17 protein-coding genes are annotated in these 24,245 nt (G+C 65.0%); 16 read left to right on the top strand and 1 reads right to left on the bottom strand.

What is annotated here, in order from left to right; translation table 11 throughout:
* Positions 1 to 44 precede the first annotated feature (44 nt).
* Entirely contained in the window at positions 45 to 2,918 is a 2,874-nt protein-coding gene (locus AC56LU_RS23255) for a TonB-dependent receptor (RefSeq protein WP_497177973.1), read from the bottom strand.
* A 556-nt stretch (positions 2,919 to 3,474) separates the two neighbouring features.
* Between AC56LU_RS23255 and aroG the strand changes: the two genes are divergently transcribed.
* The 16 genes from aroG (at position 3,475) to AC56LU_RS23175 (ending at position 24,236) form a co-directional block, all read left to right on the top strand.
* Complete coding sequence (gene aroG / locus AC56LU_RS23250) at positions 3,475 to 4,533, top strand: 3-deoxy-7-phosphoheptulonate synthase AroG (RefSeq protein WP_497177972.1); 1,059 nt, start codon at positions 3,475 to 3,477, stop codon at positions 4,531 to 4,533.
* A gap of 204 nt (positions 4,534 to 4,737) precedes the next feature.
* Positions 4,738 to 5,676, top strand: coding sequence for an ABC transporter permease (locus AC56LU_RS23245; protein WP_497177971.1), 939 nt, complete (start codon positions 4,738 to 4,740; stop codon positions 5,674 to 5,676).
* The gene (locus tag AC56LU_RS23240; protein ID WP_497177970.1) at positions 5,673 to 6,695 is read left to right on the top strand and encodes an ABC transporter permease; all 1,023 of its coding nucleotides are present in this window, start codon (positions 5,673 to 5,675) and stop codon (positions 6,693 to 6,695) included. Before AC56LU_RS23245 ends, AC56LU_RS23240 begins: the two co-directional genes overlap by 4 nt.
* A 5-nt stretch (positions 6,696 to 6,700) precedes the next feature.
* On the top strand, positions 6,701 to 8,398 hold the full coding sequence (locus AC56LU_RS23235) for an ABC transporter ATP-binding protein (protein WP_497177969.1): 1,698 nt from the start codon (positions 6,701 to 6,703) through the stop codon (positions 8,396 to 8,398).
* Between the two features lie 174 nt (positions 8,399 to 8,572).
* Positions 8,573 to 9,517, top strand: a complete 945-nt coding sequence (locus tag AC56LU_RS23230) for a rhodanese-like domain-containing protein (RefSeq protein WP_497177968.1) — start codon at positions 8,573 to 8,575, stop codon at positions 9,515 to 9,517.
* Between the two features lie 142 nt (positions 9,518 to 9,659).
* Positions 9,660 to 10,685, top strand: a complete 1,026-nt coding sequence (locus AC56LU_RS23225; RefSeq protein WP_497177967.1) for a glucokinase — start codon at positions 9,660 to 9,662, stop codon at positions 10,683 to 10,685.
* Positions 10,686 to 11,084: 399 nt separating this feature from the next.
* A complete protein-coding gene (gene scpB / locus AC56LU_RS23220; protein ID WP_497177966.1) occupies positions 11,085 to 11,831 on the top strand; it encodes an SMC-Scp complex subunit ScpB in 747 nt (248 codons plus the stop codon).
* Entirely contained in the window at positions 11,818 to 13,779 is a 1,962-nt protein-coding gene (gene rluB / locus AC56LU_RS23215) for a 23S rRNA pseudouridine(2605) synthase RluB (RefSeq protein ID WP_497177965.1), read from the top strand. Before scpB ends, rluB begins: the two co-directional genes overlap by 14 nt.
* Positions 13,780 to 14,083: 304 nt before the next feature.
* On the top strand, positions 14,084 to 14,572 hold the full coding sequence (gene rimP, locus AC56LU_RS23210; RefSeq protein ID WP_497177964.1) for a ribosome maturation factor RimP: 489 nt from the start codon (positions 14,084 to 14,086) through the stop codon (positions 14,570 to 14,572).
* A complete protein-coding gene (nusA, locus tag AC56LU_RS23205; RefSeq protein ID WP_497177963.1) occupies positions 14,569 to 16,134 on the top strand; it encodes a transcription termination factor NusA in 1,566 nt (521 codons plus the stop codon). Before rimP ends, nusA begins: the two co-directional genes overlap by 4 nt.
* A gap of 46 nt (positions 16,135 to 16,180) precedes the next feature.
* Positions 16,181 to 19,039 (top strand): translation initiation factor IF-2, encoded by a 2,859-nt coding sequence (gene infB / locus AC56LU_RS23200; RefSeq protein ID WP_497177962.1) that lies wholly within the window; start codon positions 16,181 to 16,183, stop codon positions 19,037 to 19,039.
* A gap of 109 nt (positions 19,040 to 19,148) precedes the next feature.
* On the top strand, positions 19,149 to 19,571 hold the full coding sequence (rbfA, locus tag AC56LU_RS23195; RefSeq protein ID WP_497177961.1) for a 30S ribosome-binding factor RbfA: 423 nt from the start codon (positions 19,149 to 19,151) through the stop codon (positions 19,569 to 19,571).
* The gene (gene truB / locus AC56LU_RS23190) at positions 19,568 to 20,488 is read left to right on the top strand and encodes a tRNA pseudouridine(55) synthase TruB (RefSeq protein WP_497177960.1); all 921 of its coding nucleotides are present in this window, start codon (positions 19,568 to 19,570) and stop codon (positions 20,486 to 20,488) included. Before rbfA ends, truB begins: the two co-directional genes overlap by 4 nt.
* Before the next feature lie 209 nt (positions 20,489 to 20,697).
* Complete coding sequence (gene typA / locus AC56LU_RS23185; RefSeq protein WP_497177959.1) at positions 20,698 to 22,530, top strand: translational GTPase TypA; 1,833 nt, start codon at positions 20,698 to 20,700, stop codon at positions 22,528 to 22,530.
* A gap of 113 nt (positions 22,531 to 22,643) precedes the next feature.
* On the top strand, positions 22,644 to 23,537 hold the full coding sequence (locus AC56LU_RS23180; protein WP_497177958.1) for a flagellin N-terminal helical domain-containing protein: 894 nt from the start codon (positions 22,644 to 22,646) through the stop codon (positions 23,535 to 23,537).
* 171 nt (positions 23,538 to 23,708) lie between these two features.
* Positions 23,709 to 24,236, top strand: coding sequence for a porin family protein (locus AC56LU_RS23175; RefSeq protein WP_497177957.1), 528 nt, complete (start codon positions 23,709 to 23,711; stop codon positions 24,234 to 24,236).
* The last annotated feature ends 9 nt before the right edge of the window (positions 24,237 to 24,245 follow it).

The following is a 24,245-nucleotide window of genomic DNA, read 5'->3' as shown; positions in this document are numbered from 1 at the left end:
GCCCGGCTGCTGCCGGGCATTGTCGTTTGTGGCCACTGCCTGCATCAGAACGTGTAGCGCGCTCCCAGGGTGGCGAAGCGCCCGATCGCGCCGTAGTAGTCGCCCGGGTTGTACGACACCGCGCCGTAGGTCAGCGGATCGAGCGGGGCCTGCTTGTCGAACACGTTCTGGATCGAGCCGAAGATTTCCCAGCGCGGCTGCGGCTTCCAGCGGAACACCAGGTCGACGGTCGTGAACGAAGCCAGTTCGCAATCGGTCGGCGCGTCGTTGCCGTTGGCGAAGTGGGTAGCGCAGCCGGCCGGGTCGTCCTTGAACAGCGTGTTGTCGATGCGTCCGCGGTAGTTCAGGTTGGCCGAGACGCGCCAGGCGTTACGTTCCCAGGTGGCGCGCAGGTTGACCTTGTGGTCCGGGGTGCCGGCGCAGTTGCTGACATCGCAGTTGCCGTGGGTGCCGGCGTAGTCGCGCGAGGTGCCGTCCTGCTCGTTGCGTTCCCACTTGTCGAGGTAGGTGTACTTCGCATCGAACACCAGGTTGCCCCAGCCGCCCGACAGCGGGAAGCTTTGGCGCGCATCGAGGTCGATGCCCTGCACCTCGGTCGAGGCCGAGTTGACGTAGGTCGCCTGCACCGCGATGATCGCGCCCGGATCGCCCGGGATGGTCGGCACCGCGGTGCTCGGGTCGCGCGCCACCCGGCCGCCCGCGATGGCCGCGTCGATCGATTCCTGGTTGATCTCGTCCTTGCGCTTGATCCGCCAGAAATCGAGCGAGATGCTGGTGCGCGGCAGCGGGTCCCAGATCAGGCCGATGTTATAGCTCTTGGAGCGTTCCGGTGCCAGGTCCTGGTTGGGCGAGGTGATGATCGCGACCGAGGCCGGGTTGCAGGCGGCGGCCACGCCGAGGCCGCAGCGCAGCGGGTCGCTGGCGGTCGAGAACGCGGCCAGGCCGCCGACGCCGTTCTCGGCCGGATTCGGCGCGCGGAAGCCCTTGGCGAAGGTGCCGCGCAGCGCAAAGTTGCTCGCCGGCGTCCATTTGAAGCCTGCTTTCGGCGTCCAGGCGTCGCCGGCGTCGGTGAAGTGGTCGTAGCGCATGGCGCCGGTCAGCTCGACGCCCTTCCATACCGGCGCCAGCACTTCGCCGTAGAGCGCCGTGACGTTGCGCTGGCCGTCGTAGGCGGAGTAGCCCAGGCCGATGATGTTGCCGCGCTCGGTGCCGGTGGTCGGCTCCAGTTCGGCGCTCTCGTGGCGGAACTCGGCGCCGATGGCGACCCCGAGCGGCCCGCCGGCCAGTTGGCCGTACTCGCGCGTGGCCTTGAAGTCGAGCTGGGCGATCTCAGTGTCGGCGTCGCTGCTGATCGTCGGCGATAGCGCGTTATAGACCGCGGGCGAATTCAGCCCGGCATTCTCGCCGATCCGCCACACGGTGCCGACCGGCAGGGCGCGATAGGCGGGATTGGTGGCGATGGCCGCGGCGATGTTCGCCACGCTCGGGTCGAGCATGGCGAAGACGGCGTCGCGGGCCAGGTAGCCGAAGCGCTCGTTGCTCACCTTGTTGTGCGAGTACAGCAGCGAGGTGTCCCACTCCCACCCGTAGTTGGTGCCGCGCACGCCGATCAGGGCGCGCTGGAAATTGGAGTCGATGTTCGACTCGCGCGGGCCGACGTCGGCCGCCAGGTAGCGCAGGCGCGCCGCAGTGCCGAAGTAGGGATTGTCGGGGTGGGTCGGGCCGAACTGGACGGCGGCGTTGCTGACCGGGCCGCCCGGATAGCCGACCGAGGCGCTGATCGAGGACGGCGTGGCCGACGATCGGGTGTAGTTGTTGTACAGGTTCATCTCGGCATAGGCCTCGAGCCCCGGCCGCAGGATGGTCGTGGCGCGCCCGTACAGGGACAGGTACTCGGTATCGGGCTGCATCTGGTTGTACAGGAAGGCGGCGTCGACCAGGCAGCCGCCGCCGGGGTCGCCCTGCGGATGGCTGGTGAAGTTGCTGCAGGCGGCGCCCGGGAATTGGCGCGTGAAGCCCAGGCCGCCAAGGTTGCCGCGGTTGTAGTAGTCGAAGGTGGTGGGATTGCGCACATTGCCGTTGATGGCGTTGCCCGAGGCGTTGTTGCCGGTGATGGCGCCGGTGCCGCCCAGCGCTTCCTGGGCCGAGAAGCCCCAGGGCCGCAGGTCGGCCTTGCCAATGTAGTCGCGGTTGCCGCGTTCGCGGTTCCAGATCTCGTCGTTCTTCTTCCACTCGAAGTTCAGCAGCACGTTGTACTTGTCGTTGTCGAGGTCGCCCTTGCCCCAGGTGAGGGCGAGGTTCTGGTGCTGGCCGTCGCCGGCCTCGGAGGTGCCGACCGTGCCGCGCGCCGTGGTGCCGGTGAAGTCGCGGCGCAGGATGACGTTGACCACGCCGGCGATCGCGTCGGAGCCGTAGATCGCCGAGGCGCCGTCTTTCAGGATCTCGATGCGTTCGACGGCGTCGGTCGGGATGACGTTGAGGTCGGAGAACACTTTCTGGCCGTCGTCGGCCAGGCCATAGGGCGCCATGCGGCGGCCGTTGAGCAGCACCAGGGTCGAGGAGGTGCCAAGGCCGCGCAGCGAGATGCCGGAGGCGCCGGCGGCGAAGCCGCTGCCGAAGGTGACCGGCACCGAGCCCTGGTTGTCGACCGCGAGCGTCTGCAGCAGCTGGGCGACGCTGGTCTTGCCCGAGCGCTCGATGTCGGCGCGGTTCACGGTCAGCACCGACGAGGCGGTTTCGGCCTGGGCGCGGCGGATGTTCGAACCGGTGATTTCGACGCGGGCGGGCTTGGGCGCCACCTCCTGCGCCAGCAGGGCGGGAGGCGCCGCCAGCAGGGGAAGGCCGACGGATAAGATGCCGACGGCGCCGCCGCCGGCGAAAACGCGCCGCAGGGCGCGCGAAAGCAGGGTTTCAGTCATGTCCGGACTCCAGTGGTTGGGATTGATCCCGCAGCGTCCGCGCCGTCTCGTGTTCTCCAAGCATGAATCTAGAAAACATTTCTTGTGAGAACACAAAAACGGGTCAGAGCGGTCGGGGCTTGGAGCGACTTTTGCACCGCTGGTTGAGCGGCGGCTGATCCGGCGCAAGGTGCGCGGAAAGGAGGGGAACAGCTGTGGGGTTCCCGCAACCGCTTGCCAAATGCTCCTGCTGCAAACCGGCGTCGTGTGGTTTGCATGTGTCGGATAGCGCCGTCCGGAAAAGGCTTGCCAACCGTTACAAAATGGCGTTATAGTCAGTCGAACAAGGTCTCCGCGACTAACAATTTTTGTTAGCCGCTCTAACCCGGATTTCTCATGCGCCAGCACGTTTTCTTTACCTGCTACTTTTACTTTAGCCATTCCAGCCCCTTGGCGGTGGAGTAGCGGCAGGTTCACGCGATATCAGAACAGTCCGACGCAATCCAGACAAACCGCCAGCGATGGCGGTTTTTTGTTTTTCAGCCCCAGCTCAACACGACACGATACGGAGTACAGCATGCCTCGCACCGACGATCTACGCATCCGCGAAATGAAGGAACTGACGCCGCCCGCGCACCTGATCCGGGAGTTCCCGGTCACCCCGGCGGCCGAGCAGACCGCCGCCGGCGCGCGCGTGGCCCTGCACCGCATCCTGCACGGCCAGGACGACCGCGTGATGGTGGTGGTCGGCCCGTGCTCGATCCACGATCCGAAGGCGGCGCTCGAATATGCGCGCGGCCTGGCCGAGCTGCGCCGCCGCTTCGCCGGCGAGCTCGAGATCATCATGCGCGTGTACTTCGAGAAGCCGCGCACCACGGTCGGCTGGAAGGGCATGATCAACGATCCGTACATGGACAACAGCTTCCGCATCAACGACGGCCTGCGCATGGCGCGCGAGCTGCTGCGCGACATCAACGAGCTGGGCCTGCCGGCCGGCACCGAGTTCCTGGACGTGATCAGCCCGCAGTACATCGCCGACCTGGTCAGCTGGGGTGCGATCGGCGCGCGCACCACCGAATCGCAGGTGCACCGCGAGCTGGCGTCGGGCCTGTCCTGTCCGGTGGGTTTCAAGAACGGTACCGATGGCAACATCAAGATCGCAGCCGATGCGATCAAGGCGTCCTCGCAGCCGCACCACTTCCTGTCCGTGACCAAGGGCGGGCATTCGGCGATCGTGTCGACCGCCGGCAACGAGGACTGCCACATCATCCTGCGCGGCGGCAAGGCGCCGAACTACGATGCGGCCAGCGTCGAAGAAGCTTGCAAGCAATTGGCCGCCAATGGCCTGGCCAGCCGCCTGATGATCGACGCCTCGCACGCCAACAGCAGCAAGAACCCGCAGAACCAGGTGCCGGTCTGCGCCGACATTGCGTCGCAGATCGCGGCCGGGGACGACCGCATCGTCGGCGTGATGATCGAGTCGCACCTGGTGGGCGGCCGGCAAGACCTGGTGCCGGGCCGGGAACTGGTCTACGGGCAGTCGGTGACCGACGGCTGCATCGACTGGAACACCAGCATCGGCGTGCTGGAAGGCCTGGCGGAGGCGGTGAAGCAGCGCCGCGTCCGGCAGGACTGAAAGTGCGTAGGGTGGGCAGATTCCGCCCGCGCGTTCAACGCAGGCTTGCACGCTACGGAGCGAGCCGGGAAACGTGATTTGAACGCGTCGGCGGTAGATCCGCCCACCCTACAGTTATAAGGAGGCGACGAAAAGGAATGGCCGAACCCGCCATGGCAGGCCGGCAAGGCGGCAGAATAGGCGCTTCACTCATCCAGGAGTTCCATGCTTCGCTTTATCATCCGCCGGCTGTGGCAGATGCTGCCGACCATGCTCGGGGTGGTGGTGCTGGTGTTCGTGCTGTTCAACTGGGTCGGCGGCGACCCGGCCTACCTGCTGGCCGGGAAAATGGCCGATACCGCGGCCATCGAGAACATCCGGCGCCAGCTCGGCACCGACCAGCCCTACCCGGTACAGCTGTGGATCTTCATCCAGCAGATCCTGACTTTCGACTTCGGCAATGCCTGGAGCACGGGCGAGCCGGTGTCGCAGATCATCGCCAGCCGTCTCGGGCCCTCGCTGACGGTGCTGGTGCCGCTCACGATCCTGGAAACCGTGCTGGGGATCGCCCTGGCGCTGGCGATCGCCTTCGTGCGCGGCTCGCTCACCGACCGCGCGGTGATGGTGGCGTGCACGGTCGGCATGTCGATCTCGATCCTGGTCTACATCATCGTGTTCCAGTACGTGTTCGCCTACGAGCTGGGCCTGTTCCCGGTGCAGGGCTGGGGCAATAGCCTGGGCGAGAACCTGCTGCGCTATGCGCTGCTGCCGATCATCATCGGACTGGCGGTGTCGATCGCGCCCACCCTGCGCCTGTACCGTAGTTTTGTCCTCGACGAAGTCGGGCAGGACTACGTGCGTACCGCGCGCGCCAAGGGCCTGAGCGAGCGGCGCGTGGTCTGGGTGCACGTGCTGCGCAATGCGGCGATTCCCATCATCACCCATGTCATGGCCAACCTGCCGGCGCTCCTGATCGGCGCTTTCCTGCTCGAGCGCTTCTTCGGCATCCCGGGCATCGGACGCGAAGTCATCCTGGCCGTCGAACGCAGCGACTTCCCGGTGATCAAGGCGATCACGGTGTACGTCGCCGCCGCGACCATGGTGTTCAACCTGCTCGCCGACCTGCTGTACCAGGCGGTGGATCCGCGGGTGCAGCTCACATGATGGACGCGGCCTTGCATTCCCCTGGCCTGTGGGCGCTGGCCTGGCGCCGCCTGCGCGCCGACCGCGTCGCCATGGCCGCGCTGGCGGTGGTGGCGGGTTTCCTGGTGATGCTGCTGCTGTCCTCTGCCGGCCTGGTGGCCGGGGACTGGGAAGAGGAGGTCGCGGTCAACTATGCGCCCCCGACCTTCATCGGCGCCGATGCGAGTGCCCGCGCGCTGGCCGCGGCCCAGCTGCGCGGTGCGACGATGGAGACGCCGCCGAACGCCTTCGACCCGTTAGCAAGCGAACTGGCGCAGCTCAAGGCGCAGGTCCGCGCCACCAATCCGCCTGCCGCGAAGGCGACCACGCTGCCCTTCGGCGCCGACAAGTGGGGCCACGACATCCTCAAGAAAACCATCAAGGGCGGCGAGACCTCGATCGTGGTGGGCCTGGTGGCGGCCCTGGTCGCGGTGGCGCTGGGCACCCTGTTCGGCGCGCTGTCGGGGTTCTACGGCGGCCTTGTCGACGACCTGTTCAACTGGTTCTACAGTATCTTCACGTCGATTCCATCGATCCTGATGATCCTGACCGTGGCCGCGGTGCTGCAGCAGAAAGGCGTGGCGACCATCGTGCTGATCCTCGGGCTGACCGGCTGGACCGGGCCGTACCGCCTGATGCGCGCCGAGTACATCAAGCACAAGGCGCGCGAATACGTGATGGCGGCCGACGCCATCGGCGCTTCAAGCGCGCGCCGGATGTTCGGCCACATCCTGCCCAACGTCTCGCACGTGGCCCTGGTGCAGATGTCGATCCTGGTGGTCGGCTTCATCAAGGCCGAGGTGATCCTGTCTTTCCTGGGTTTCGGCGTACCGGTCGGCGTGGTGTCCTGGGGCAGCATGCTGAACGAGGCGCAAAATGAGCTCATCCTGGGCAAGTGGTGGCAACTGGCGGCGGCCGCCAGCGCGATGGCGCTGCTGGTGACGGCCTTTTCGCTGTTCGCGGATGCCCTGCGCGACGCCCTCGATCCGAAGCTGAAGTGATGGAGATGGATCTGGAACCCCTGCTGCAAGTGCGCGACCTGCGCATCTCCTTCCGCCTCGACAAGAAGAACACGGTCGAAGCGGTCAAGGGCATCTCCTTCGACGTGCCGCGGAACAGCACGGTCGCGCTGGTCGGCGAATCCGGCAGCGGCAAGTCGGTCAGTTCGCTGGCCGTGATGGGCCTGCTGCCGCCGGACACCACGATCGTCCATCCCGGCTCGCAGGCGCGCTTCGAGGGCCGCGAGCTCCTGGGGCTGCCCCTGGCCGAACGGCGCAAGCTGTGCGGCAAGGACATCGCGATGATCTTCCAGGAGCCGATGTCCTCGCTTAATCCGGTGTTCACGGTGGGCTTCCAGGTGGGCGAAGTGCTGCGCCGGCACATGGGCATGAGCGCCAGGCAGGCGCGCGCCCGCACCCTGGAGTTGCTGGCCGAGGTCGGCATTCCCGATCCGGCGCACAAGATCGACGCTTACCCGAGCCAGATGTCGGGCGGCCAGCAGCAGCGCGTGATGATCGCGATGGCGATCGCCTGCGAGCCCAAGCTCCTGATCGCGGACGAGCCGACCACCGCGCTCGACGTAACGATCCAGAAGCAGATCCTGGAGCTGATCGCGGCCCTGCAGAAGAAGCACCGGATGGCGGTGCTGTTCATTACCCACGACCTCGGTCTGGTGGGCGAGATCGCCGACCGCGTGATCGTGATGCGCCATGGCGAGGTGCGCGAGGAAGGGGAGGCGGCCCAGGTGTTCGGCGCGCCCGCCGACGCGTATACCCGAGCCCTGCTGCACTGCCGCCCGAAGCTGGACGAGCGCCCGCTGCGCCTGCCCGTGATCGACGACTACCTCGGCGTCAACGATGGATTCAAACCCGTCGCGGGCGAAACGCCGCCGCAGCGCAGCCGCGGCAGTGCGCCCGGCGACGAACCGGTGCTGGTGGTGCGCAACCTGGCCAAGAGCTTCTGGCTGCGCGACGGCCTGTTCAGGAAGCGCGAATTCACGGCGGTGAAGGACGTGTCGTTCACGCTGGCGCGCGGCAAGACGCTGGGCGTGGTGGGCGAGTCCGGCTCGGGCAAGACCACGGTCGGCCTGACCCTGCTGCGCCTGCACCGCGCCACCGGCGGCAGCGCCATGTTCGACGGCAAGGATCTGCTGGCAATGCCGGACCGCGAATTCCAGGCCTGGAAGCGGCGCATCCAGATCATCTTCCAGAATCCGTATGCCTCGCTCAATCCGCGTTTCACGGTGGGACAGATCCTGCTCGAGCCGATGCGCATCCACCGGATCAGCGCCGATGACGGCGAGCGGATCGGCATGGCGCAGGAGCTCTTGAAGCGGGTCGGCTTGCCGGCGCAGGCCTTCCACCGCTATCCGCACGAGTTCTCCGGCGGCCAGCGCCAGCGCATCGCGATCGCGCGCTGCCTGACCATGAAGCCGGAGATCCTGGTATGTGACGAATCGGTGTCGGCGCTGGACGTGTCGGTGCAGGCCCAGGTGCTGAACCTGTTGCAGGACCTGCAGGACGAGTACGGCATGAGCTACATCTTCATCTCGCACGACCTGTCGGTGGTGAAGTACATCGCCGACCAGGTGATGGTGATGCACCGCGGGAGCGTGGTCGAGATGGCGGATTCGGATGTGCTGTATCGCGATCCAAAGCATGAATATACGCGCAGCCTGCTTGCCGCCATTCCACGCGGTGCATGAACATGCCTGCCTCGTAGGGTGGCCGGCTTTGCCGTCCGCGCGTGCAAACCGATGATGAGCAGTGGCAGCGTCGGTTCATGAGGGATTTGAACGCGCGGGCGGGGGACCCGCCCACCCTACGAAAAACAACACCCACCGGCAGCGGTGTCGTTCAAACTCCGCTACACTAGCGCGATGCCCCAGCTCGTCGACCTGCTCCAGGTGTATGGTGTGCTGATCGTGTTCGGCATCGTCCTTGTCGAACAGTTCGGCCTGCCCATTCCCGCCTTCCCGATACTGATCGTGGCCGGCGCGCTGTCGGTCGACGGTTCGCTCAGCTGGCAGCTGTGCCTGGTTTCAGCGGTCGTCGCCTGCCTCATCTGCGACATGTTCTGGTTCCGCGCCGGGCGCTTCTACGGCAAGCGCATCCTGCGGCTGCTGTGCAAGATCTCGCTGTCGCCCGATTCCTGCGTCAACCAGACCGAAGACCGTTTCCGCCGCTTCGGCGCCAAGTCGCTGCTGGTGTCCAAGTTCGTCCCCGGCTTCAATACCATCGCGGCGCCCCTGTCGGGCGCCATCGGCACCCAAACCCGGCAGTTCGTCGCCTACTCCGGTACCGGCGCAACGCTCTGGAGCGGTACCGGCATCCTGCTCGGCATCCTGTTCCACGACAGCGTCGAAGACGTGCTGGGCTGGCTCGAGACCATGGGTGGCACCGCCCTCATGGTGCTGGCCACGCTGCTGGCGCTGTTCATCGCGGTCAAGTATGTCGAGCGCCGGCGTCACCGTGCCCGCACTGCGGTGCCGCGCATCGAGATCGCCGAACTGAAGGCCTTGATCGACGGCGGCCACGACCCGATCATCATCGACGCGCGCAGCCTGACGGCCCTGGAGCTGGAAGCGGCCATCCCCGGCGCCGTGGTGTTCCAGTCCTGCGTGCCGAACCAGCTGATGGCGAGCATCGACAAGGATCGCCACATCGTCATTTATTGCAGCTGCCCGAACGACGTGACGGCGGCCCAGGTAGCCAGGCAGTTCGTGTCCAACGGCTTCCACCGCGCGCGGCCGCTGCGCGGCGGCCTGGACGCCTGGAATGCGCACCGCGATCCCGATACGGAACTCCAGCCTGCGCCCTGCTGAGGTAGTTCGACTACTTCAAAAGGGGTGGAGTTGTGGCAGACAGACAGCGGCATCATTCATGCGCTGTACCTAAACTACAAATGTACTTGTAAGACTACTACAAACTTGTGTAAGCTTGGTCATCGCTTCTTTATTAGCTGCAATGACTGCCTTTTCTTCCAGCCTCGATTCCGCACTCCTTCCCCATGCCGGCGGCGCGCGCCTGCTCGCCGACATCGGCGGCACCAATGCCCGCTTTGCGCTTGAAACCGGGCCTGGCCGAGTCGAGGCGATCGAAGTGCTCTCCTGCCAGGAGCACGCGACGCTGGCCGCGGCCGTGCGCGCCTACCTGGCGCTGCCGCAGGCCGCCGGCCACGGTCAGGGTGTGCGTCACGCGGCGATCGCGATCGCCAACCCGGTCACCGGCGACCAGGTACGGATGACCAACCACCACTGGGCGTTCTCGATCGAGGCGCTGCGCCAGGAGTGCGGTTTCGATACCCTGGTGGTCGTCAACGATTTCTCGGCGCTGGCGCGTTCGCTGCCGCACCTGGGCGAGCAAAAGCAGCAGATCGGCGGCGGTGCTCCGGTGTTTGACTCGCCGCTCGGCCTGCTGGGCGCCGGCACCGGTCTCGGCGTGTCGGGTCTGGTTCCGGCCCCGGCCGGCGCCAAGGCCGGCTGGACTGCCTTACGCAGCGAAGGCGGCCATGTCAGCTTTTCGCCGGTCAATGAACTCGAGGTCGCCATCCTCCAGTACGCCTGGCGCGAGTTCGAGCACGTCTCCAGCGAGCGCCTGCTGTCCGGCGCCGGCGTGGAACTGATCTACCGCGCGCTCAGCGACCGTGCCGGCCGCCCCGGCAGCCTGCCGGCGCCCGAGATCTCGCGCCGCGCCTTATCCGGCGAGTGCGCGCTCTGCGACGAAGTGCTGGAAGCCTTCTGCGGGATGCTCGGCACCGCCGCCGGCAACCTCGCCATTACCCTTGGCGCCCAGGGCGGCGTCTACATCGGCGGCGGCATCGTGCCGCGCCTGGGCGAGCGCTTCGCCGCGTCGTCGTTCCGCCGCCGTTTCGAGCAGAAGGGGCGTTTCAGCGGCTACCTGGCCCAGGTCCCGACCTATGTGATCACGGCGCAATACCCGGCCTTCCTCGGGGTGTCGGCGATTCTGTCGGAAAAACTGGCCTCCGCTTGATATAAAACGCTTTCTGCACGGTGTGGGCTCCTGCCCTTGTCCGTTACCGTGTTTTATCGGTTACAATGGCCGCCAGTTGTCAGAAACGCTGTCGTTCGTCGTTTATCGTTTGTAGCGCCCGCGACCTGCTTCGGGAAGCCAGTCTCCCTTGACCATCCAGGCGGTTCACGGGTCCCGCGTTTCGCTTGAAAGACCAACAGCTACCGCCCGCCTGGCACGCGGGCAGCCGTGACCGGCACCATGCCTGTCACCTTTGTCAGCCCGGCGCATTCCAGCCCGGGCCACGGATTCCAGAGTCTTGCGCGCAGTACCTTCGCACCGCGGCCGGTTTCGGTTCGTGGCTGGCATCCGCTAAATCGGATTTGATTTCTTGCATTCTACGTGTGACGACACCGCGACATGAATACTGACGAGGCCAAGCGCGTTCTCGAGACCGCCTTGCTGTGCGCGCGCGAGCCGATGACGATCCACGGCATGAAAAAGCTATTTGCCGAGGTCGACGCGGGCGGCCGCCAGCTCAATGCCGGCGTCGGTAGCGACACGATCAAGATTCTGCTGGAAGAATTGCGCCAGGACTGGCAGGGACGCGGCATCGAGATCGTCAGCCTGGCGTCCGGCTGGCGCTTCCAGAGCCGGCCCGAGATGAAACCCTATCTCGACCGCCTGTCGCCCGAGAAACCGCCGAAGTATTCGCGCGCGACGCTGGAAACACTGGCGATCATCGCCTACCGCCAGCCGGTCACGCGCGGCGACATCGAGGAGATCCGCGGCGTCGCCGTGAACTCGCAGACGATCAAGCTGCTCGAAGACCGCGGCTGGATCGACGTGCTTGGCCACCGCGAAGTGGTGGGGCGCCCGGCGCTGCTGGGCACGACCAAGCAGTTTCTTGACGACCTGGGCCTGGCGTCGCTGTCGCAATTGCCGCCGCTGCAGGCGGTGAGCGACGGGCCCGACAGCCGCAGCCTCGCCGCGCTGGAAGCGGCACTGAATGACAACTTTGACAGGGCGGCCGCCGCAGCGGGCGCCGACGAGACAGATACCGAGACGGGCGCCACGCCTGTCGAAGTCCCCATACTAAACCGGGAGACGGCGACAGCCGCTGGGCCGGAACAGCACAATAAAGACACGAACGATGAATCCAACTGAACCGAACGACAAGCCCGTCGAGGCCGAAGGCGCTGCCGCCAAACCGAAGCGCACCCGCAAGCCGGCTGCCGCAGCCGCCCCAATCGAAGCCGCGCCCGTGACCGAGTCCGAACAGCCGGCGGCCGCCAAGCCGAAGCGCACCCGCAAAGCAGCCGCTCCGGCGGCCGCAGCTGAAGCCGCAGCGCCGGCCGCCGAAGCCGCTACGCCCGCAGGCGCGGCGGAGCCGGCGGCGAAGCCGCGCAAGCCGCGTGCCGCCAAGGCCGCGCCGGCCGAAGCGCCGGTGGCAGCCGATGCGCCGGCGGCGCCGGTGGCTGAAGCATCCGCTGCGGCGCCGGAAGTCGGGCAGCGCAAGCCGCGCGGCCCGCGCCAGATGCGCGAGAAGCGCCAGGAGCGCGAAGCGCGCCAGCACGAGCAGGCCGCCGCCCAGGCGCCTGCCGAAGAGGACCAGGCGCCGATGCAATCCGAGGCGGCGGGCGAGGGCGAGGGCTTGCAGCTTGGCGCCAAGCGCGAAGGACGCGGCCGCAACCAGCAGCGCAACGGGCAGGGTCCGCGCGGACAGCAAAGCCAGCGTCCGCAGCAGGGGGCGGACGGGCAGCCGGGCAGGCAGGGCAAGCCACAGCCGGGCAAGCACGGCAAGCAACAAGGCAAGCAGCAAGGCAAGCCGCAGCAGGGCGGCAAGGGCAATGAAGCCGACGCCGTATTCTCCTTCGTCACCTCGGACGATTTCGACGCCAACGAAGGCGGCCGTGGCAAAGGGGTGGCCAAGCCCGTGCGCCGCGACCTGACCGCGGACGACGACGCACCGAAGCTGCACAAGGTGCTGGCCGAGGCCGGCCTGGGTTCGCGCCGCGACATGGAAGACCTGATCGTCGCCGGCCGCGTGTCGGTGAACGGCGAGCCGGCTCACATCGGCCAGCGCATCCTGCCGACCGATGCGGTGCGCATCAACGGCAAGCTGATCCAGCGCCGCGTGAACAACAGCAAGCCGCCGCGCGTGCTGGTGTACCACAAGCCGGCCGGCGAAATCGTCAGCCACGACGATCCGGAAGGCCGTCCGTCGGTGTTCGACCGCCTGCCGACCATGAAGACCGGCAAGTGGCTGGCCGTGGGCCGCCTCGACTTCAATACCGAGGGCCTGCTGCTGTTCACCACTTCCGGCGACCTCGCCAACCGCCTGATGCACCCGCGCTACAACATCGACCGCGAATACGCGGTGCGTACCCTGGGCGAGCTGGAAGAGGGCATGCGCCAGAAGCTGCTGGCCGGCGTCGAGCTCGACGACGGACTGGCCTCGTTCTCGAAGGTCCAGGACGGCGGCGGCGAAGGCATCAACAAGTGGTACCGGGTGGTGATCGGCGAAGGCCGTAACCGCGAGGTGCGCCGCATGTTCGAGGCGGTCGGCCTGACCGTCTCGCGCCTGATCCGTACCCGCTACGGCGCCATGACCCTGCCGACCGCCCTCAAGCGCGGCCGCTGGGAAGAGCTCGAGGAAAACGACGTGCGCTCCCTGATGGCCGCCTTCGGCGTCGAGAAGAAGGGCGGCGACGCGCCCAAGGGCAAGGCCGGCGCCAAGCCGCAGCGTGACGACAATCGCCGTTCCGACGGCAACCGGATCGACCGTGCCGACGCCAACCGCAACGTGGATCCGTTCGGCCCGCCGGTGGCGCGGGTCGGGGCCCAGCGCCAGGGTGGCCAGGGCCAGGGTGGTTTCGCGGGTGGCCGTCCGCAAGGCCAGGGGCCGAAGGGTGGCGGTGGCGGCAAGGGTCGCGGCGGCAAGGAAGCCGGCCCGTTCGGTGGCGCTGGCGGCAAGGCCGGCAGCAGCCGTCCGAAGCAGCCGGATCCGCTGCAGACCACCTTCGGCTTCGCCGGCACCGGCGGCGGACGCCGCGGCGGCCAGGGTCCGCGCGGCTCGGAGCACGGACTGCCGCGACGCGGTCGCCGCGGTTAAGTTCGGCGGCACGGCGGGAATTTTCTTTCGCCGTGGGCCACGCAATGCTGCAATGCCGTAGAATGGCGCCCATGCCTTGCTGTGGTCATCCTGCCAACTGTTGCTTTTTGCTCTAGTCGCCTGCCATTTTTGGCCGGCGATTGCGAGGGATGCAGGAAACCTGTATAATTTGCAGCCTAATCAAAGTTCTTCCCAGTATTTTCTTGGTGCAAGTGCTTTCATCTGGTTGGGTTGTGAATACAAAAAGATGGGCAGATGCCCATTTTTTTTTTGTAATTTCGATTTCGAGTCGTGGAGAAACGTCGTGCAGCAGTTTGAACTCATCGCCAAAACAGTGGGTGGCCTCGGCTACGAACTCGTGGATGTCGAACGGGGCGAGCGCGGCATCCTGCGCGTGTACATCGATTTCCCCGCCGACGTCGTGGAAGAGAAGGGCCTGATCACGGTCGAAGACTGTGCCACGGTCAGCCACCAGTTGACGCACGTGTTCACCGTCGAGAATGTGGATTACGAACGGCTGGAAGTATCGTCGCCGGGCCTCGATCGCCCGGTGCGGACCCTGGCCGACTTTGCGCGTTTTGCCGGGCACGAGTGCACGGTGAAGCTGCGCGTCGCCATGCCCGGCAGCGCGAACCGGAAAACCTTTACCGGTATCCTGCGCGGCGTCGAAGGCGACAAGGTCGGTCTGGAATTTGATAATAAAGATGGTGCGGCGTTGTTGGAATTTACGCTGGCCGAATTGGACAAGGCACGCTTGGTGCCACAGGTGGATTTTAGGAGTCGCAAAGCATGAGTCGCGAAATTTTATTGCTGGTGGATGCGCTTGCGCGCGAAAAAAATGTCGATAAAGAAGTGGTCTTCGGAGCGCTCGAGTTCGCGCTCGCGCAAGCCACGAAAAAACGCTATGAAGGCGAGGTCGACATTCGCGTGAGCATCGACCGCGACACCGGCGAATTCGAGACCTTCCGCCGCTGGCACGTCGTGCCGAACGAAGCCGGCCTGCAGCTGCCCGACCAGGAAATCCTGCACTTCGAAGCCATGGAACAGATTCCGGACATCGAAGTCGACGAATATATCGAAGACCCGATCGAATCGGTCGAGTTCGGCCGCCGTTTCGCCCAGGACACCAAGCAAGTCGTCCTGCAGCGCGTGCGCGATGCCGAGCGCGAGCAGATCCTGCAAGACTTCCTCGAGCGCGGCGACTCGCTCGTGACCGGCACCATCAAGCGCATGGAGCGCGGCGATGCCATCGTGGAATCGGGCAAGATCGAAGCGCGCCTGCCGCGCGACCAGATGATCCCGAAGGAAAACCTGCGTATCGGCGACCGCGTCCGTGCCTACATCCTGCGCGTGGACCGCAATATGCGCGGCCCGCAGGTGATCCTGTCGCGTACCGCGCCGGAATTCATCATGAAGCTGTTCGAGCTGGAAGTGCCGGAAATCGAGCAGGGTCTCCTGCAGATCAAATCGGCTGCCCGCGACGCCGGCGTGCGCGCCAAGATCGCGGTGTTCACCGCCGACAAGCGCATCGACCCGATCGGCACCTGCGTCGGCATGCGCGGTTCGCGCGTGCAGGCCGTGACCGGCGAGCTGGGCGGCGAGCGCGTGGACATCGTGCTGTGGTCGGATGATCCGGCCCAGTTCGTGATCGGCGCACTGGCTCCGGCAAATGTCTCGTCGATCATGGTCGACGAAGACAAGCACGCCATGGACGTGGTGGTCGACGAGGAAAACCTGGCGATCGCGATCGGCCGTTCGGGCCAGAACGTGCGCCTGGCGTCGGAACTGACCGGCTGGAAGATCAACATCATGACGGCCGAGGAATCGGCCAACAAGGTGGAGCAGGAAACCGCCGCGATCCGCGTGCTGTTCATGGAAAAACTGGACGTCGACCAGGAAGTGGCCGACATCCTGGTGGACGAAGGTTTCTCCAGCCTTGAAGAAATCGCGTATGTGCCAATTTCCGAAATGCTGGAAATCGAATCCTTCGACGAAGACACCGTCAACGAACTGCGCACCCGTGCCCGTGATGCGCTGGTGACGGAGGCGATCGCTTCCGAAGAAGGCCTCGAAGGGATGGAAGAAGCCCTGGTAAACCTGGAAGGCATGGACCGCACCACGGCCGGCAAGCTTGGCCTGGCTGGCATCAAGACGGTCGAAGCCTTCTCGGCACTCGCCTACGACGAATTCGGCGCCATCCTGGCCCTGTCGTCGGAGCGTGCCGGTGAACTGATCAAGAACGAATTTAATGATGTGACCGACGATGAGATGAAGCTGGTCGACAGTAAATACGATGACCGCGCCAAGGCGCTGCAGGCGAAAGCCTGGAGCCTGGCAGAAACGGCCAAGGCGTAATTTGCAAATCTTTATCATCTCTGCGACACATAGAAAAGAGGACTGAATGGCGAGTAACAACGTAGCCCAATTTGCCACCGAACTGAAGATGCCTGCAGACCTGCTGCTGACACAGCTGCGCTCGGCCGGCGTCGACAAAAGTTCGACGTCAGATCCCTTGTCAAAAGATGATAAGGACAAGCTGCTGAACCATCTGCGCCGTACCCACGGCGCCGCCGACACCGGCGAGAAGAAGAAAATCACGGTGACCCGCAAGGAAACCACCGAGATCAAGCAGGCCGATTCGAGCGGCAAGTCGCGCACCATCCAGGTCGAAGTCCGCAAGAAGCGCACCTTCGTGCAGCGCGACGACCTGGTCACCGCGCCGAAGGTCGAGGCCGAGCCGGTCATTGACGCCGCCGAACAGGCACGCCGCGAAGAAGACGCGCGCCGCCAGACCGAGCTGATCGCTCGTCAGGAAGCCGACCTGCGTGAAAAGCAGGAGCGCCTGGCCAAGCTCGAAGCCGAGGAAGTCGCCAACGCGAAGGCTGCGGAAGAAGAAGCCAAGCGCGAAGCGGCCGAGCAGGCCAAGCGCGAGGCCGCCGCCGCCAAGGCTGCTGCTGCCGCCGCTGCTGCGAGCTCTGCCGCAAGCGCGAATGCGAATGCCGCGCCTGCCGTGGACGAGAAAGCCCAGGCTGCTGCCGCTGAAGCCAAGAAGCGCGCCGAGGAAGCCGCCAAGGAAGCGGCCGAACGTGCGGCCGCTACCGAGCGTGCACGCAAGGCCGTGGCCGACGAAGTGGCCCAGATCAAGCTCATGATGAGCCAGCCGCGCCGCGTCATCAAGGCGCCGGAACCTGTCGCCAAGCCGGCGGCTCCCGCAGCACCGGCCGGCACGCTGCACAAGCCTGCCGCTTCGGCGGACAAGAAGCCGGCAGACGCCAAGCCGGGCGACAAGAAGCCGGGCGACAAGAAGTCGATCAAGTCGGCCAACGTGTCCTCGACCTGGTCGGACGACGCCAAGAAGCGCGGCGCACCGAGCGGCCCGAAAGGCCGTGGCGGTCCAGGCACCAGCAGCGGCCGTGACGGCTGGCGTGCCGGTGGCCGCAGCGGTGGCCGTCGTTCGCACGGCGACGACCGTGAAACCAATTTCCAGGCGCCGACCGAGGCGATCGTCAAGGACGTCCACGTGCCGGAAACCATCACCGTGGCCGAACTGGCCCACAAGATGTCGGTGAAGGCGTCGGAAGTCATCAAGCAGCTGATGAAGCTGGGCCAGATGTGCACCATCAACCAGGTGCTGGACCAGGAAACCGCGATGATCCTGGTGGAAGAGATGGGCCATAAGGCCTTCGCTGCCGCCGAGGACGATCCGGAAGCGCTGCTGGCCGACCAGGGCGAGCACGCCGAGTTCGAATCGACCTCGCGCGCTCCGGTGGTCACGGTCATGGGTCACGTCGACCACGGCAAGACCTCGCTGCTGGATTACATCCGCCGCGCCAAGGTGGCGTCGGGCGAAGCCGGCGGCATTACCCAGCACATCGGTGCATACCACGTGGACACCCCGCGCGGCATGATCACCTTCCTGGACACCCCGGGCCACGAGGCGTTCACCGCCATGCGTGCCCGCGGCGCCAAGGCAACCGACATCGTCATCCTGGTGGTGGCGGCGGACGACGGCGTGATGCCGCAAACGAAAGAAGCAATTGCTCACGCAAAAGCTGCTGGCGTTCCACTGGTGGTGGCGATCAACAAGATCGACAAGCCGGGTGCGAATACCGACCGCGTGACGCAGGAACTGGTCACTGAAGGCGTGGTGCCGGAAGAATACGGTGGCGAATCGCCATTCGTGCCGGTGTCGGCCAAGGTGGGTACCGGTATCGACGACCTGCTGGAGCAAGTCCTGCTGCAGGCCGAAGTGCTGGAACTGAAGGCGCCGACGGAAGCGCCGGCCCGTGGCCTGGTGGTCGAAGCCCGCCTCGACAAGGGCAAGGGCCCGGTCGCGACGATCCTGGTGCAATCGGGCACCCTGAAGCGCGGCGACGTCGTGCTGGCGGGTTCCTCGTTCGGCCGCGTCCGTGCGATGCTCGACGAAAACGGCAAGCCGGTCGCTGCCGCGGGTCCGTCGATCCCGGTCGAGATCCAGGGCCTGACCGAAGTGCCGAGCGCCGGCGAAGAAGTGATGGTGATGGCCGACGAGCGCAAGGCGCGTGAAATCGCCCTGTTCCGTCAAGGCAAGTTCCGCGACGTCAAACTGGCGAAGCAGCAGGCCGCCAAGCTGGAGAACATGTTCGACCAGATGGCCGAAGGCGAAGTCAAGAACCTGCCGCTCATCGTCAAGACCGACGTGCAGGGTTCGCAGGAAGCGCTGGTCGGTTCGCTGCAGAAGCTGTCGACCTCGGAAGTGCGCGTCCAGATCGTCCACGCGGCGGTCGGCGGCATCACCGAGTCGGACGTCAACCTGGCAGTCGCATCGAAGGCGGTCATCATCGGCTTCAACGCCCGTGCCGACGGCCAGGCGCGCAAGCTGGCGGAAGCCAACGGCGTCGACATCCGTTACTACAGCATCATTTACGATGCGATCGACGAGATCAAGACGGCACTGTCGGGCATGCTGGCGCCGGAGAAGCGCGAGACCATCACCGGCCAGGTCGAGATTCGCCAGGTCATCCTGGTGTCGAAGGTCGGCGCGATTGCGGGCTGCCTGGTTACCGACGGCGTCGTCAAGCGTTCCTCTTCGGTTCGCCTGCTGCGCAACAACATCGTCGTGTGGACCGGCGAGATCGACTCGCTCAAGCGCTTCAAGGACGATGCGAAAGAAGTCCGCGCCGGCCTCGAGTGCGGCCTGTCGCTGAAGAACATGAATGAAATCCAGGTCGGCGACGTCCTGGAAGTGTTCGAAGTGACCGAAGTGGCGCGTACGCTGTAATTTCCCGCTTGGGAGTACGATGGGGCCAGGACGCTTCGCGGCGAAAGCCGCGGGGGCCTGGCCCTTGTTTTTTGAGCGGTACCAACAAAAGAAGAACACCAGCACCATCATGGCAAAACACAGCAAAAGCATCCCCCAGCGCGGCCTGCGCGTCGCCGACCAGATCCAGAAAGACCTGTCGGAACTGATCGCCTTCGAACTCAAGGACCCGCGGGTCGGCATGGTCACGATCAGCGAAGTCAAGCTGACCCCTGACTATGCCCACGCCAAGGTCTACTTCACCCTGCTGAAGGACAGCCCGGACGAGATCAAGCAGACCCTCGAAGGCCTGTCGAAAGCCGCCGGCTACCTGCGCAACCTGCTGGGCAAGCGCCTGCACATCCACACGCTGCCACAGCTGCATTTTGTGCACGACACCTCGACCACCCGCGGCCTGGCCATGTCGGCCCTGATCGACCAGGCCAACGCGGTGCGCGCCGCCGATGCCGAGGACGAGCCGGCACATCGTGACGAAGACGCGGATTCCGAGTGAACGCACGTCCGCCGAAAAAGCCGCGCGACCTGGTCGACGGCGTCCTCCTGCTCGACAAGCCGGTCGGCCTGTCCTCGAACGACGCATTGATCAAGGCCAAGCGCGTCCTGAATGCGAAAAAGGCCGGCCACACCGGCACCCTCGATCCGTTCGCCACCGGCCTGCTGCCGCTGTGCTTCGGCGAAGCGACCAAGTTCTCGCAAGACCTGCTGGAGGCCGACAAGACCTACGAGGCGACCGTTCATCTCGGGATCATGACCACCACCGGCGACACCGAAGGCGAGGTCATCGAGCAGCGTGAGGTTGATGTGACGCGTGAGCAGGTCGAAGCCGTGCTGGCGCGTTTCCGCGGCCCCATCTTCCAGGTGCCGCCCATGTACTCCGCACTCAAGCGCGACGGCAAGGCGCTGTACGAATACGCGCGCGAAGGCATCACGCTCGAGCGCGAAGCGCGCCCGGTGACCATCCACGGCCTGTCGCTGGTCGAGTACGCGGCGCCTTTCCTGAAAATCCTGGTGACCTGCAGCAAGGGCACCTATGTGCGCGTGCTGGGCGAGGACATCGGCGCCGCGCTCGGCTGTGGCGCGCACCTGAATGCGCTGCGCCGCGTGCAGGTGGGGGCGCTGTCGACCGACCGGATGATCTCGCTGGAAGACTTGCAGGCGCATCCGGATCCGCACGCGCTGCTGGCCCCGGTCGACGCGCTGCTGTCGAGCTTCCCGTCGGTCGAGCTGACGCAGGACCTGGCAAAACGCTTCCTGAACGGGCAGCGCCTGGCGCTCGGCAAGGAAGCGGTGCAGGTGCCGGCCGAGCTGGGCAGGGTGCGTGTGTATCACGACGGCAAGCTGCTCGGCACGGCCAACCTGCAGGAATACGCGGTGCTGGCGCCGGAACGCCTGATCGCGGCACAGCAGTAAAACAACGTGCCCGAGCCCGGCGGCGCTGTCATTGAACTTCAACAGTGTGCCGCTATACTGGTCGGTAGTGCAGAAATTCCTGAGCTTTCCCACGCTGCGGCGCAGCAAGCGCCGATAAGCGTGCTATAGTAGCGGGTTACGGAAATCGGTAATGCGCTGCATCGTCGCCGCCTCCATCCATCACGCAACATTCACTGTTGAAAATATACATGTCAGACACCAAACGCGCGATTCGTAATATCGCAATCATCGCCCACGTTGACCACGGCAAGACCACCCTGGTCGACCAGCTGCTGCGCCAATCCGGTACCTTCCGTGAAAACCAGGCGGTGGATACCCGCGTGATGGACTCGAACGACCTCGAAAAAGAGCGCGGCATTACGATTTTGTCGAAGAATTGCGCGGTCGAGTACGAAGGCACCCACATCAACATCGTCGACACCCCTGGCCACGCCGACTTCGGCGGCGAGGTCGAGCGCGTGCTGTCGATGGTCGATTCGGTGCTGCTGCTGGTCGATGCGCAGGAAGGCCCGATGCCGCAGACCCGTTTCGTGACCCGCAAGGCGCTGGCCCTGGGCCTGAAGCCGATCGTCGTGGTCAACAAGGTCGACCGTCCGGGCGCGCGCGCCGAGTGGGCCATCAACCAGACCTTCGAACTGTTCGACAAGCTGGGCGCCAATGACGAGCAGCTCGACTTCCCGATCGTCTACGCGTCGGGCCTGAACGGCTACGCCGGCCTGAGCGAAGATGTCCGCAGCGGCGACATGAAGCCCCTGTTCGAAGCGATCCTGCAGCACGTGCCGGTCCGTGACGACAATCCGGACGGTCCGCTGCAGATGCAGATCACCTCGCTCGACTACTCGTCGTATGTCGGCAAGATTGGCATCGGCCGTATTTCGCGCGGCCGCGTCAAGGCCGGCCAGGACGTGATCGTCCTGAACGGTCCTGATTCGACCCCGATCAAGGGCCGCATCAACCAGGTGCTGAACTTCAAGGGCCTGGAGCGCGTGCTGGTCGACGAAGCCGTCGCCGGCGACATTTGCCTGATCAACGGTATCGAAGACATCGGCATCGGTTCGACCGTTTGCGCCGTGGACACGCCGGATGCACTGCCGATGCTGACCGTCGACGAGCCGACCCTGACCATGAACTTCATGGTCAACAATTCGCCGCTGGCCGGCCGCGAAGGCAAGTTCGTCACCAGCCGCCAGCTGCGCGAGCGCCTGGAACGCGAGCTGAAGGCCAACGTCGCACTGCGCGTTGCACCGACCGACGACGACACGATCTTCGAAGTCTCGGGCCGTGGCGAACTGCACCTGACCATTCTGCTGGAAAACATGCGCAGGGAGGGCTTTGAGCTCGCGGTGTCGCGTCCACGTGTCGTGTTCAAGATGGTCGATGGCGTGCGCCAGGAACCGTTCGAGAGCCTGTCGGTCGACGTCGAAGAAGTCAACCAGGGCGGCGTGATGGAAGAACTGGGCCGCCGCCGTGGCGACCTGCAGAACATGGAATCGGACGGCAAGGGCCGCGTGCGACTCGAGTACCTGATCCCGGCGCGTGGCCTGATCGGCTTCCAGGGCGAATTCATGACCCTGACCCGCGGCACCGGCCTGATGAGCCACGTGTTCCACGAGTACGCACCGGTCGACAACACCAAGGGTGAAATGGCCGGCCGTCGCAACGGCGTGCTGATCTCGCAGGACGACGGCGCCGCCGTCGCCTACGCGATCTGGAAGCTGCAGGACCGCGGCCGCATGTTCGTGTCGCACAACGACCCGGTGTACGAAGGCATGATCATCGGCATCCACTCGCGCGACAACGACCTGGTCGTCAACCCGATCAAGGGCAAGCAGCTGACCAACGTCCGTTCGTCGGGTACCGACGAAGCGGTGCGCCTGGTGCCGCCGATCCAGATGTCGCTGGAATACGCCGTCGAGTTCATCGAGGACGACGAGCTGGTCGAGATCACCCCGAAGTCGATCCGCCTGCGCAAGCGCCACCTGAAGGAACACGAGCGCAAGAAGGCCAGCCGCGAAGCGTAATCGCTTCTCGTGCTAACAAAAAACCCGCTGCTGGCAGCGGGTTTTTTTATTTCCGGTTAATAAGCATCGCTTTTTGGTCGCCTGATACATGTATCCCTCTCGAAAGCCATCGCATGCTCAGCTTACATACCAACCACGCCGCCCTGTCGGCACAAAATTCGTTGACGCGCAATCAGCAGACCCTGTCGACCTCGATGACCCGCCTGTCGACCGGCTACCGGATCAACTCGGCGATGGACGATGCCGCTGGACTGCAGATCGCCTCGCGCCTGAAGTCCCAGGCCAGCGGCATGGCGGTCGCCATGCGAAATACCCAGGCCAGCACGTCCCTGCTGCAGATCGGGGAAGGCGCGATGAACGAGCTGAACGATGTGCTGGTGCGCATGAAGGACCTGGCGACCCAGGCCGCGGATGCCTCGTCCACCGCCGCCGACAAGAATGCCATGCAGGCCGAGTACGATGCGCTGGCGCGGGAGATGGGAAATATCGTCAGCAATACCACGTTCGCGGGCAAAAACGTGTTCAATATTTCGGTCCCCGGACCGATACGCGGCATCTTCATGGACCCGGCGGTTTTCCAAATCGGCGCCAGTGCGTCGGAAACCATGAGCATGGATCTGTTTCCTGAAATCTCCGCGATGAACACCGCGTTTATCCCGGTCAGCGCGAAATACACCGGCAACGGTTTGATCATTCCCGGTGTCGGGACCGAGCTGACCGCGGCGGGATCGGCCAACCTGCGCATCGCGGACCTGAATGGGGCCATCGACAGCGTCAGCGCGATCCGCTCGAAGCTGGGCGCCACGGCCAACAGGCTCGAGCATGTCTATAACAACCTGTCGAACGTCAGCACCAATACCAAGGCAGCGGCCGGCCTGATCATGGACGTCGACTTCGCCAGCGAAAGTGCCACGATGACGGCGACTCAGATGCTGATGCAGGCGGGCACCGCCATGCTGAAACAGTCGAACAGCATGTCGTCAATGGTGATGTCACTGCTTCAATAAACGATCGTCGGTCATCTGCCGAACATAAGTACGGATCTGGTCTTCATTTTGCATCTTGTTACAGTTCTTACGAGATTCCGGCTGGGCGTGAGCGGGATCGTTTGCTATTGTGACATTAACGCGATTCATTGGGAATTGCGACACAGATGAAGTCGATTAAAGGGAGTTCGTATGAAAAAGCTGATGATTGCACTGATCGCCACCGCCGCCGTTGCCGGTACCGCCCAAGCCCAGACCATGGCCGGGAAGGGCTATGTCGGCGCCTCCGCCGTGACCGCGAAAAACTCGACCCTGGACGCCAACAAGGCTGATGGCAAACTGTTCGGCGGGTACCAGTTCGACGAGCGTGTTGGCCTTGAAGTAGGCGCGACCAACCACCACAAGACCGATTTCGCTAACGGCGCCGTGCGCGGCGACGTTGAAGGTTGGGGTTCCTACGTGGCCGCCAAGTACACCATGCCGGTCAACGAGCAGGTGTCGACCTATGGCAAGCTGGGCGTCTCGCACAGCACCCGTGAAATGCGCACCAACGTGGGAGACTTCAAGCAGAGCGACACGGGCGGCTACGCCGGTCTCGGCGTGGAGTACAAGCTGAACCAGAACACGGCGCTGGTGGCCGAATATGAGCGCTACGGCAAGTCCAAGGACTTCGGCGCCAGCGCCAATGTGTGGAGTGCTGGCCTGAAGTACGGCTTCTAAAGCGATGGC

This window comes from Telluria sp. PB2R4 (assembly GCF_059685695.1).
Note: the sequence above shows the minus strand (reverse complement) of the source record. Positions and strands in the feature narration are given on the sequence as shown.

What these genes read in the sequence shown, in the direction of transcription:
- AC56LU_RS23255 (WP_497177973.1), bottom strand. Translation starts at nt 2,918, where the DNA reads ATGACTGAAACCCTGCTTTCGCGCGCCCTGCGGCGCGTTTTCGCCGGC.
- aroG (WP_497177972.1), top strand. Translation starts at nt 3,475, where the DNA reads ATGCCTCGCACCGACGATCTACGCATCCGCGAAATGAAGGAACTGACG.
- AC56LU_RS23245 (WP_497177971.1), top strand. Translation starts at nt 4,738, where the DNA reads ATGCTTCGCTTTATCATCCGCCGGCTGTGGCAGATGCTGCCGACCATG.
- AC56LU_RS23240 (WP_497177970.1), top strand. Translation starts at nt 5,673, where the DNA reads ATGATGGACGCGGCCTTGCATTCCCCTGGCCTGTGGGCGCTGGCCTGG.
- AC56LU_RS23235 (WP_497177969.1), top strand. Translation starts at nt 6,701, where the DNA reads ATGGATCTGGAACCCCTGCTGCAAGTGCGCGACCTGCGCATCTCCTTC.
- AC56LU_RS23230 (WP_497177968.1), top strand. Translation starts at nt 8,573, where the DNA reads ATGCCCCAGCTCGTCGACCTGCTCCAGGTGTATGGTGTGCTGATCGTG.
- AC56LU_RS23225 (WP_497177967.1), top strand. Translation starts at nt 9,660, where the DNA reads ATGACTGCCTTTTCTTCCAGCCTCGATTCCGCACTCCTTCCCCATGCC.
- scpB (WP_497177966.1), top strand. Translation starts at nt 11,085, where the DNA reads ATGAATACTGACGAGGCCAAGCGCGTTCTCGAGACCGCCTTGCTGTGC.
- rluB (WP_497177965.1), top strand. Translation starts at nt 11,818, where the DNA reads ATGAATCCAACTGAACCGAACGACAAGCCCGTCGAGGCCGAAGGCGCT.
- nusA (WP_497177963.1), top strand. Translation starts at nt 14,569, where the DNA reads ATGAGTCGCGAAATTTTATTGCTGGTGGATGCGCTTGCGCGCGAAAAA.
- infB (WP_497177962.1), top strand. Translation starts at nt 16,181, where the DNA reads ATGGCGAGTAACAACGTAGCCCAATTTGCCACCGAACTGAAGATGCCT.
- rbfA (WP_497177961.1), top strand. Translation starts at nt 19,149, where the DNA reads ATGGCAAAACACAGCAAAAGCATCCCCCAGCGCGGCCTGCGCGTCGCC.
- typA (WP_497177959.1), top strand. Translation starts at nt 20,698, where the DNA reads ATGTCAGACACCAAACGCGCGATTCGTAATATCGCAATCATCGCCCAC.
- AC56LU_RS23180 (WP_497177958.1), top strand. Translation starts at nt 22,644, where the DNA reads ATGCTCAGCTTACATACCAACCACGCCGCCCTGTCGGCACAAAATTCG.
- AC56LU_RS23175 (WP_497177957.1), top strand. Translation starts at nt 23,709, where the DNA reads ATGAAAAAGCTGATGATTGCACTGATCGCCACCGCCGCCGTTGCCGGT.